This window comes from Geodermatophilus telluris, assembly GCF_900102745.1.
Taxonomy (GTDB): domain Bacteria; phylum Actinomycetota; class Actinomycetes; order Mycobacteriales; family Geodermatophilaceae; genus Geodermatophilus; species Geodermatophilus telluris.
On record NZ_FMZF01000006.1, the window covers coordinates 357471 to 367686 of the forward strand.

General features: G+C 77.1%; 10 protein-coding genes. 5 read left to right on the top strand and 5 right to left on the bottom strand.

Annotation, left to right across the window (positions count from 1 at the left end; translation table 11 throughout):
• Nucleotides 1–2: 2 nt before the first annotated feature.
• Nucleotides 3–830: an AfsR/SARP family transcriptional regulator gene (locus tag BLQ97_RS19545; protein ID WP_091368006.1), complete on the bottom strand. Its 828-nt coding sequence runs from the start codon at nucleotides 828–830 to the stop codon at nucleotides 3–5.
• Nucleotides 831–1033: 203 nt separating this feature from the next.
• On the opposite strand from BLQ97_RS19545, the gene BLQ97_RS19550 reads away from it, so the two are divergent.
• The 3 genes from BLQ97_RS19550 (at nucleotide 1034) to BLQ97_RS19560 (ending at nucleotide 4128) form a co-directional block, all read left to right on the top strand.
• Nucleotides 1034–1894, top strand: a complete 861-nt coding sequence (locus BLQ97_RS19550; protein WP_091367834.1) for a helix-turn-helix transcriptional regulator — start codon at nucleotides 1034–1036, stop codon at nucleotides 1892–1894.
• Nucleotides 1895–1963: 69 nt separating this feature from the next.
• Entirely contained in the window at nucleotides 1964–3496 is a 1533-nt protein-coding gene (locus BLQ97_RS19555; protein ID WP_091367835.1) for an MFS transporter, read from the top strand.
• The gene (locus BLQ97_RS19560; protein WP_091367836.1) at nucleotides 3493–4128 is read left to right on the top strand and encodes a TetR/AcrR family transcriptional regulator; all 636 of its coding nucleotides are present in this window, start codon (nucleotides 3493–3495) and stop codon (nucleotides 4126–4128) included. The genes BLQ97_RS19555 and BLQ97_RS19560 overlap by 4 nt, the downstream gene beginning before the upstream one ends.
• Here BLQ97_RS19560 and BLQ97_RS19565 read toward each other — a convergent pair.
• A complete protein-coding gene (locus tag BLQ97_RS19565) occupies nucleotides 4125–5741 on the bottom strand; it encodes an amidohydrolase (protein ID WP_091367838.1) in 1617 nt (538 codons plus the stop codon). The genes BLQ97_RS19560 and BLQ97_RS19565 overlap by 4 nt on opposite strands.
• Nucleotides 5738–7252 (bottom strand): APC family permease, encoded by a 1515-nt coding sequence (locus tag BLQ97_RS19570; RefSeq protein WP_217637281.1) that lies wholly within the window; start codon nucleotides 7250–7252, stop codon nucleotides 5738–5740. Before BLQ97_RS19570 ends, BLQ97_RS19565 begins: the two co-directional genes overlap by 4 nt.
• Before the next feature lie 143 nt (nucleotides 7253–7395).
• Between BLQ97_RS19570 and BLQ97_RS19575 the strand changes: the two genes are divergently transcribed.
• Nucleotides 7396–8043 (top strand): TetR/AcrR family transcriptional regulator, encoded by a 648-nt coding sequence (locus BLQ97_RS19575; protein WP_175471826.1) that lies wholly within the window; start codon nucleotides 7396–7398, stop codon nucleotides 8041–8043.
• The gene (locus BLQ97_RS19580; protein ID WP_091367841.1) at nucleotides 8040–8915 is read left to right on the top strand and encodes an amidohydrolase family protein; all 876 of its coding nucleotides are present in this window, start codon (nucleotides 8040–8042) and stop codon (nucleotides 8913–8915) included. The genes BLQ97_RS19575 and BLQ97_RS19580 overlap by 4 nt, the downstream gene beginning before the upstream one ends.
• Before the next feature lies 1 nt (nucleotide 8916).
• Here BLQ97_RS19580 and BLQ97_RS19585 read toward each other — a convergent pair whose 3' ends face one another.
• Together BLQ97_RS19585 and BLQ97_RS19590 are read right to left on the bottom strand one after the other, a co-directional pair.
• The gene (locus BLQ97_RS19585) at nucleotides 8917–9372 is read right to left on the bottom strand and encodes a hypothetical protein (protein WP_245692482.1); all 456 of its coding nucleotides are present in this window, start codon (nucleotides 9370–9372) and stop codon (nucleotides 8917–8919) included.
• Nucleotides 9369–10172, bottom strand: coding sequence for a PaaX family transcriptional regulator (locus BLQ97_RS19590; protein ID WP_091367842.1), 804 nt, complete (start codon nucleotides 10170–10172; stop codon nucleotides 9369–9371). The genes BLQ97_RS19585 and BLQ97_RS19590 overlap by 4 nt, the downstream gene beginning before the upstream one ends.
• Nucleotides 10173–10216: the final 44 nt, after the last annotated feature.

The window sequence follows — 10216 nt, forward strand, 5'->3', positions numbered from 1 at the left end:
GGTCACCCCCGGCCGGCACCCACCCCGCGCGGCGCACTCCCGGCCGACCGGTGCGGGACCGGGTCGCAGCCGTGCGGGCGGCCCGCGCGCTGCCTCTCCAGCGCGCGCCGGACCCGCGGCACGTGGCTGACCAGCCGGGTCATCAGCGCGCTGGGCAGCACGCCGAGCTCGTCGGCGAGCACGGTCCGGAACACCTCGTAGGCCCGCACCGCCTCGGCCACGTTCCCCTGCGCCAGGTGGATGCCGACCACCACCCGGTGGGCGCTCTCCCGCAGCGGCTCGGCGCGGACCGCGGCGTGCGCCGCCTCCAGCGCCTCGCCGTGGCGGCCGGCGGCGGCGAGCCGGACCGCCACGGCCTCCAGCGCCTGCAGGCGCAGCTGGCGCAGCCGCTCCCGCTCCAGCAGCACCCAGTCGTCGTACCACCCGGGCAGGAGGTCGCCGAGGAGCGCGCCGTCCGGGGCGGCGACGTCCCCGGCTCCCCCGGACGGCGTGATCGCCCGCCGTGCCCAGTCGTCGAGGTCCCGCACGTCCACGCGGACGTCCGCGGCCAGCCTGAGGGTGCTCGCCGAGGCCCGGACCAGGCCGGGGGCGACCTTGTTGAGCCGCCACAGCGCCGACCGCAGGCTCCCGTGCGCGTGCTCCTCGGGGACCTCGGGCCACAGGTCACCGGCCAGCGCCCCGCGGGCCGGCCGGGAGGAGAGGCAGAGGTGGGCGACCAGCCGCTGCACCGCGGGGGGCAGGTCCGCGCCGGCCGACCGCCGCGGCCGGCCGGGCAGGTCCAGCGCGAAGCCGTCGAGCAGCGTCACGCGGGCGGCGGGTGGACGGTCCACGGCGCGGTCCTCCTCGGGGTCGGGCGGGCTCTCGGGGACGGGGCGGCGGCTGCGGAGGGCCACGCTAGCCACGCCTCGGCCCCGCGAGGCCGGCGCGCACGGGTGTACGCACTTGTGCGTAGCCGGGGTCCGCGAGCGGTCCCGGACCGCGACGGGACGTTCGGCCCTCCACTCGGAGCGACCACGGCACTACCGTCAGCTCCGTGTCGCGGGCCACCACGTGTCACGCCGCGTGGCTGGAGCTCGTCGGCGACCTCCTGCAGGGCCCGCCCGGGGTGCGCGAGTTCCCCCACGCCCGGGTGGCCGACCTGCTCGTGCGGTCCTTCGACGCCGCCTGCTGCTCGCTGCACGCCGTCGACCGCGCCGGGGTCGACCACGTCGTCCGCGGCTGGCCCGAGGGCTACCTGCCCACGGTGCCGCCGTTCGGGATCGTCCCCGACGCCACCACCCAGCCGCTCATCCGCTGGTACTCCGTCACGCGCAGCCCCGCCCCGCAGGTCCTGGGCCGGGTGCCCCGCGAGGTGGCCCCGGCGGACGTGACGGCGCGGTGGGCGGCGTTCGCGCGCCCGTTCGGGATCGCCCACCAGCTCGCCCTGCCCCTGCGCGTCGGCGACGGGATCGACGCCTACGTGGTCAGCCGTCCCGCGGACGACTACGCCGACGCCGACGTCGAGCTGGCCGGCCTGGTCCTCCCGGCGCTAACCGCGGTGCTCCGGCACCACCGGGTGGTCCGCGCCGTGCCCGGCCGGCGCTCCGAGCGCGCGCGCGACGCCCGCCTGACCGAGCGCGAGCTCGCCGTCCTCACGCTCCTCGGGGCCGGCCTCACCGCCCAGGCGATCGCCCGCCGGCTGCAGACCTCCCCCCGCACGGTGCACAAGCACCTCGAGCACCTCTACCGCAAGCTCGGCGTCCGCGACCGGCTCATGGCGGTCCAGCGGGCCCGCGACGCCGGCCTGCTGCCCACCGCCCCCGCGCCGGACGGCTCCCGCGGGAGCACGGGCCGGCCGCCGCGGATCCCCTCCCCCCGCAGCGGCGACGGCTCCGGCACACACTTGGTCACTTGACCAACACTGTGCCATGCTGGGCGCCGCCGCCGTCGCGGCCGTCGTCCGTACGACCGTCCCGAGGAACCCGTGACCCCCCTCCGCCGCTGGTCGGCCCTCGCCGTCCTGGCACTCCCGGTCCTGCTCATCAGCGTCGACATGACCGTGCTGGGACTCGCCGTCCCCGCGCTCACCGCCGACCTGCGCCCGACGTCGACCGACCTGTTGTGGATCGTCGACATCTACTCCTTCCTGCTGGCCGGCCTGCTGGTGCTGATGGGCAACGTCGGCGACCGCATCGGCCGCCGCCGGCTGCTCCTGGCCGGGGCCGCGGCCTTCGGCGGCGCGTCGCTGCTGGCCGCGTTCGCCACCTCCCCCGGCATGCTCGTCGGGGCGCGGGCGCTGCTCGGGCTCGGCGGCGCCACGCTGATGCCCTCGACGCTGGCGCTGCTGCGCTCGGTCTTCCCCGACCCGCGCGAGCGGCGGCTGGCGATCGCCGTGTGGGCCGCCGCGTTCTCCGGCGGCGCCGCCCTCGGCCCGATCGTCGGCGGGCTGCTGCTCGAGCACCTGTGGTGGGGCTCGGTGTTCCTCGTCAACGTCCCGGTCATGGTGCTGCTTCTGGTCAGCGCGCCGCTGGTGCTGCCCGAGTCGCGCAACCCGCGCCCCGGGCCCTTCGACGCGCTGTCGGCCGTGCTGTCGATCGCCGGCGTGCTGCCGGTCGTGTACGCCCTGAAGACCGCGGCGCACGACGGGGTGGACGGACCCGTCGTCGTCGCCCTGGCCGCGGGGGCGGGGCTGCTGTGGACCTTCGTGCGCCGGCAGCGCCGGCTGGCCGAGCCGCTGCTGGACCTGCGGCTGTTCGCCTCCCGGCCCTTCACCGTCGCGGTGACCACGAACCTGCTCACCGTCTTCGCCCTGCTCGGCCTGATGTTCTTCCTCCCGCAGTACCTCGTGCTGGTGCTCGGGATGAGCCCGCTCGCCGCAGGGGTGTGGATGCTGCCGCTGGCGCTCGCGACGGTGGCCGGGTCGCTGGCCGCACCGTGGCTGGCCCGCGCTCTGCCGCTGCGGTGGGTGATCGGCGGCGGGATGGCGCTGGCCGCCACCGGGCTGGCGGCCGCGACGGGGCTCGGGGTCGACGGCGACCGGGTGGTGCTGGTCGTGGCCGGCCTGCTCATCGGCTCCGGCGTGGGCGCGGCGGAGGCGCTGACCAACGACGTCGTCCTGACGACCGCGCCGCCCGAGCGCGCCGGCGCGGCGGCCGCGGTGTCCGAGACCGCCTACGAGTTCGGCGGCGCGATGGGCACCGCGGTGCTGGGCACCGTGGGCCTCACCGTCTACGCCGCCGGGCTCGACGACGTCGACGGGGTGCCCACGGCCGCCACCGGCGCCGCCCGGGAGACGCTGGGCGGGGCCACCGAGGCCGCGGCCGCCCTGCCGGCCGATGCCGCCGCGGCACTGCTGGCCGAGGCCGGCCAGGCGTTCGTGGGCGGCATGCAGGTGGTGCTCGGGATCGCCGCGCTGCTGGCGGCCTACGTCGCGGCGCAGGCCGTCGTGCTGCTCCGCGGGACCCCCGCGGTCCCGGCTCCCCGCGGCGAGCCGGCACCGGAGGCGGTCGCCCGGTGACCGGCGCACGGCGGCCGCACGTGCCCGTCGGGCAGCGCCGGGCACAGCTGGTCGCGGCCGCCGTGCGGGTGATGCAGCGCGAGGGGGCGTGGGCGCTCACCACCCGCGCGGTGGCGCGGGAGGCCGGCGTCCCCCTGGGTGCGGTGCACTACGCCTTCGGCTCGAAGACCGAGCTGGTGCGCGCGGTCTTCGAGGCCGACCGGGAGCGCTCGACCGCACTGCTGCGGCACGCGGTCGAGGCCGGCGGCAGCGCCGAGGAGGTGCTCACCCGGGCCCTGGTCGGCTACGTCGACACCGTGGTCGCCGACCCCGGCGCGGAGATCGTGCTCCAGGAGCTGACCCTGCTCGGCGGCCGGGACGAGGACCTGCGGGCCGCGGCCCGCGAGTCCACCGAGCAGTACCGCGGCGACGTCCTCGACCTGCTGCAGCGGGTGGCCGCCGCGCACGGCGGCACCTGGTCCGGCGACGTCGAGGTGCTCGCCGAGTCGGTGCTGGGCCTGCTGTTCGGGCTGTCGGTCAACTGGCTGTGCACCGGCGACGACGGCCTGTTCCGCCGCTGCGCCGCCGCCGCGGCCCGCGACCTGGCCGCCCGGCTCACGCCGGGCGGCCCCGGCCCGCAGCGGACCGGCTAGCCGTCCGCCAGGGCGCCGCGGTGGACGACGGCGCCGTCGACGGTGGTCAGCACGACCGGCGCGTCGGCCAGCTCGTCGGGGCCGGCCGCGAGCGGGTCGACGGCGAAGGCGGTCAGGTCGGCGCGCGCCCCCACCGCGACGCGGCCCGCGGCCCCGGCCTCGCCGGCGGCCCAGGCGGCCGCGGACGTGTACCCCTGCAGCGCCATGAGCGGCGTGAGCCCCTGGTGCGGCTGCACCGGCGCCACGTCCGGCTCGCCCGCGGGCCGGCGCAGCTGGGCGTCGGCGAGCACCCGGCGGGGGTCGAACGGCGCCACCGGCCAGTCCGAGCCGAGCACCAGCGGCACCCCGGCGTCGCGCAGGTCGCGGCAGCGCCAGGCCCGGTCGGCCCGCTCCCGGCCGAGCCGGGCCGACCAGTTGTCGGTGTGGTCGGCGCGGGTGAAGTGCGTGCAGTGCGTCGGCTGCATGCTGGCCACGACCCCCTGGCGGACGAACCGGCCGACCAGCTCCGTCGGCAGCGTCTCGATGTGCTCCACCCGGTGCGGGCCGGCCGGTGTCCGCGGCAGGCCGTCGAGCGCGTCGAGCACGTGCCGCACCGCGGCGTCGCCGATGGCGTGGGTCGCCGTCGGGATGCCGCGCGCCGCGAGCGCCCGGACGGCGGCGGTGTAGTCGGCCGGGTCGGGCCAGAAGCTCTCGGTGGACTCCCCCAGCGCGTCGGGCTGGTCCAGCCACGCCGTCCCGTTGTCGACCGTGCCGTCGACCATGAACTTGACCCCGCCGACCGTCCAGCGCCGGCCGCCGCGGGCCTGCAGGTCCACCAGCTCGGCGAGCCCGTCGGCGTCCACCCCGGGCACGCACCAGGGCGCGAAGCGCAGCCGCAGCGGGAGCTCCCCCAGGTCCTCCGCGGCGGCGACCACGGCCCGGCTGTCGCCGAGCAGGTCCATCACGTGGCCGCCGGTGAGGCCGGTGGCCGCCATGTCGGCCAGCAGGGCGCGCAGCCGGGCGGCCCGGACCGGGACCGGGTCCAGCGGGACGTGGTCCTGCACCAGGTCCATCGCCGCCGACTCCAGCAGCAGCCCGGTGGGGCGCCCGGTCTCGTCGCAGACCACGCTGGAGCGCTGGGCGAACCGCCGCGGCCCGTCGACGCCGGCGATCGCCAGCGCCCGGCCGGTGGCCAGCGCCGAGTGCGCGTCGAAGAGCCGGACGAACGCCGGGCGGCCGCCCACGACCGCCTCGATCGGCGCGGAGGTGACCGGCCGGCCGCCGAACAGGTTGGGGTCCAGCCCCCAGGCCTGCACCCAGGCGTCGCGCGGGCGGCCCTCGCACGCCGCGGCCAGCCGGGCGTGCACCTCCTCCAGCGACCGCGCGGTGGACAGGTCGACGTCGGCGGTGAGCTGCAGGCCCATGACCGGGTGCAGGTGCCCGTCGGTCAGCCCCGGGGTCAGCGTGGCGGCGCCGAGGTCGACGACCTCGGTGCGCGGGCCGCGCCAGTCGCGCACGTCGCGGCGGGTGCCGGTGGCGACGACGGTCCCGCCGGCGACGGCGACGGCCTGCACCGGGCGGCCCTCGGTGAGCGTGTGCACCGTGTCGGCGCAGAGCACCAGGTCGGCGTTCACGCCCGCGTCCCCTCGACCGCGCGGGCACCGGCCGCGGCGGGCACGGGCCCGGGGTCGTCGTCGACCCCACCCCCGCCGATGCCCGCGTAGGTGGCCGGCCGCCGGCGGCGCAGCCAGAACGCCAGACCGGCGCCGACGAGGAGCGTCGCCGGGACGATGCCGACGAGGGCCACGTTGACCGTCGTCGACGCGGCGGTGAGCAGCTCGATGTTGGTCACCAGGACGTAGGTCGCCAGCGCGAGGAGCACGGTGGAGGCGACCGCGGCGGTCAGCGCGGTCCGCGTGCTGGCGGCCGGGTTGCGCCGGGTGAAGTAGACGACGGCGGCCACGGCGGTCAGCGTCTGCAGCACCAGCACGCCCACGACGCCGGGGGTGTTCACCCACAGCAGCAGGTGGGTGTAGGGGTCGGCGGCGGCCAGGGCGAAGGCGCCGATGACGACGACGGCCAGGACGCTCTGCACGACGCTGGCGCGGTAGGGCGACCCGAACCTCGGGTGCACCCGGCCGACCCACGCGGGCAGCACGCCCTCCCGGGACAGCGCGTGGGTGTAGCGGGTGATCGCGTTGTGGAAGGCGATCTGCGAGGCGTAGACGCTGGTGATGACGAGCAGGTGCATGAGCGTGGCGGCCCACGAGCCGACGTAGGTGTCGATGACGGTGAAGAAGGCGCCCGCGAGGTCGTCCCCGGCCGCGGCGACGGCGGCGTCGCTGCCGAACGCCTGGATGACCGCCCAGACGATGAAGCAGTAGAAGACCGCCATGAAGGCCACCGCGGCGTAGGTGGCCCGCGGGACGGTGCGCTCGGGGTCGCGGGCCTCCTTGCGGTAGAGCACCGTGGACTCGAAGCCCATGAACGCGGCGAAGCAGAAGGCCAGGACGCCGCCCATGCCCGGGCCGAAGACGGCGCCGGGGGTGAAGGACACCGCGTCCAGGCCGGAGGCGCCGCCGTCGGCGAGCACGCCGACCGCCATGAGCAGCAGGATCCCGGTCTCGAGCACGAGCAGGACGCCGAGCACGCGGGCGCCGACGTCGATGCCGAGCACGGCGAGCACCAGGACCAGCACCACGGCCCCGACGGCGACGACCGGCCAGGGCACGGTCACGCCGAAGACGTCGGCCAGGGTCTCCTGCGCCTGCGCGGCGAACAGGCCGTAGACGCCGATCTGCAGGGCGTTGTAGGAGACCAGCGCCAGCAGGGCGGCGGCCAGCCCCCAGCCGCGGCCCAGGCTCTGGGCGATGTAGGCGTAGAACGCCCCGGCGCTGCCCACGAAGCGGGTCATCCGCGTGAAGGCGACCGCGAAGACGGTGAGCACGAGGCCGGCGGCGAGGTAGCCCACCGGGGCGCCGACCCCGCCGACCAGGATCGCCAGCGGGGCGACGCCGGCCATGACGGTCAGCGGCGCCGCCGCGGCGACGACCATGAACACGAGGCTCCCGGTGCCGAGGACACCGCGCCGGAGCTCTCCGGTGTCGGCCTCGGGGGAGCCTGCGGGGGGTGGGGAGGTGGTCACGGCGGGGTCCTCTCGGGGCCTCGGGACGCTAAAGTGAATGACGTTCACTTAGCAGCATGGGTGAGGCGGGCCACAGCGGTCAAGCCCCCGGCCCGTGCCAGGCTCGGCGCGGGAGACCGGCGCGGAGAGCAAGGAGGCCCGACGTGGTCCAGCGGCGCAGGCGCCTGCTCGACGTCGACACGATCCTCGACGCGGCCCTGGCCTGCGTCGACGAGACCGGCCGGCTGACGATGGCCGAGCTCGCGGCGCGGCTGGGCACCAGCGCGTCGGCCGTCTACAAGCACCTCAGCGGCCGCGGGGCGATCGTCGAGGCGCTCCGCGAGCGGGTCGTGGTGGAGGGCCTGTGGGTCCCGCCGCTGGACGGGACCGACTGGGCCGCCCAGCTCGCCGCGTGGATGCGCTCCTACCGGGACGCCCTGGCCCGCCACCCCCGGCTCATCCCGCTGCTGACCGAGACGACGATGACCGGCGGCCCGGTGCTGCGCGGCTACGACCGGGTGGCGGCGCTCCTGCGGCAGGCCGGCGTCCCGGCCCGCGAGGTGCTGCTGTGGATCAGCGTGCTCGACAGCTACGCGCTGGGCGCGGCCCTGGACCTGGCCGCCCCGGAGGCGGTGTGGCACGACGGCGACGGCGCGCTGCCCGCCCTGGACGAGGCGCTGCGAGCGGCCCCCGGCGGGCCGCGCCGGGCCGACGAGGCCTTCGAGATCGGGCTGGCCGCGCTGCTCACCGGGCTGCGGCACCGCCTCGCCACCAGGACGGGAGCCGGCGCCGGGGAGACGATGACGGCGTGACCGGACCCGACCTCGACGCGCTGGCGGCCATCGACGTACACGTGCACGTCGAGCAGGACCTGCACGGCCACCTGTCCATGGACGACGAGCTGCTCGACGCGGCGGCGGCGTACTTCAAGGGCGACCCCCACCACCCCACCGTGCCGCAGATCGCCGAGGACTACCGCGCCCGGGACATGGCCGCGGTCGTGTTCACCGTCGACAGCGAGCTGGCCACCGGGCACCCGACGCTGTCCAACGAGGAGATCGCCGCCGCGGCCGCCGAGCACCCCGACGTGCTCATCCCGTTCGCCTCGATCGACCCGCACCGCGGCACCGCCGGCGTCCGCGCCGCCCGCCGGCTGGTGCAGGAGCACGGGGTGCGCGGGTTCAAGTTCCACCCCTCGATCCAGGCCTTCGAGCCCAACGACCGCCGGCACTACCCCTTCTACGCGGAGCTGGAGTCCCTGGGCGTCCCGGCGCTGTTCCACACCGGGCAGACCGGCATCGGCTCCGGCCTGCCCGGGGGCCGGGGCATCAAGCTGCGCTACTCCGACCCGATGCTGCTCGACGACGTCGCCGCCGACTTCCCCGACCTGACCATCGTCATGGCCCACCCCTCGGTGCCCTGGCAGGACGCCGCGATCGCCGTCGCCCAGCACAAGGCCAACGTCTACATCGACCTGTCCGGCTGGTCGCCCAAGTACTTCCCGCCCCAGCTCGTCCGGGCCACCAACACCCTGCTGAAGGAGAAGGTGCTCTTCGGCTCGGACTACCCGCTCATCCGCCCCGAGCGCTGGATCCGCGACTTCGAGGCCCTGGAGATCCGCGACGAGGTCCGCCCGCTGGTCATGAAGGAGAACGCGATCCGGGCGCTCGGCCTGCGGCGCTGAGTCACGCGCCGGGCCGGGTGCCGGGGCGCGCGAGGACGGCCAGCGCCAGCGCGCCGCCCCAGCCGGCCAGCACCACCGGCGTCTCCACCGCGTCGAACCCGCCCGGGCGGACCCGGACGCGGCTGCACCGCTCGCCGAGGTAGCCCACCGTCAGCCCGGTGCCCAGCCACCGGAGCACCCACCGGGCGCGGTCGTCGTCCCCGCGCACCAGCCGGGCGGCCGCCCACAGCTGCGGCCCGAGCAGGTACGGGGGCGCGCTGTAGGCCGTGCCGAACCACAGCCAGTCGCGGACCAGGTGCTCCGGGCTCCCGGTCAGGAACGGCACGTCGAAGGGCCGGCGCCGCCGCAGCGCGACGACGTGGCCGGCCGCCTGGGCGGCCAGCTGGACGGCGGCGACCGCGGCGAGCGTCCACCGGCCCGGACCGCCGCCGGGGCGCAGGGGCCGCACCCCGCTCACGACGCGTGCCGGCCCAGCACGGCGGCCACGAAGGCGTCGGCGGGGTGGGCGAGCGCCGCGTGTGCGGCGACGACCAGCTCGTGCGCGCGGCGGCCGGGCCAGTCCCCGGGCAGCAGCTCGGCGGGCAGGTCGGGGTCGCGGAAGGGGAACTGCCGGTAGTCCGAGACCAGCCCGGTGCGCAGCCGCAGGGCCTCGGGGCCGGGCAGCGCGGCGAGCTCCGCCGCCGGGGGCAGCGCCTCCAGCCGGGCGACCAGGTCCCGGTAGTCGCGGCCGAGCGCGTCCAGGTCCCAGCAGCGGCCCACCATGTCGAGGTCGGTCGCCCGGTCGCGCGCGCGGCAGGTCAGCAGGTCCAGCCGGGCCGAGGTGTCCGGCAGCGCCCGCTCCACCTCGGCGAGGCGCTCGTGCGGGCTGATCCAGGTCGCCGTCGCCAACGGCCCGAAGCCCAGCCAGGACAGCGCCCGGCGCAGCCGCTCCCGCTCCGCGCGGTCCTGCTCGGGGACGGCGTAGATCACCATCCGCCACTGGCCGTCCCAGGGCTCCCGGGCCCGCTCGAAGATGCGGGTGCGCCCCTCGTCCAGCACCCGCCAGGCCGTCGCGGACAGCGCGTAGACGACCTGCCGGCCCTCGCGGCGGGTGTCGAACCAGCCCTCCTTGCGCATCCGGGCCAGCACGATGCGCGCGGTGGGCTCCCCGACGCCGAACACCTCGAGCAGGTCGACCAGGGCCTGGGTGCGGGCCTCCCCGCCGTGGTGGCGCAGGGCGTCGCCGCACAGGTCGACGACGATCGATCGCGGCCGCACGCCCTGCCCTCCCGTCCGGGCACCCTGGCGCGCCCGGCACCCAT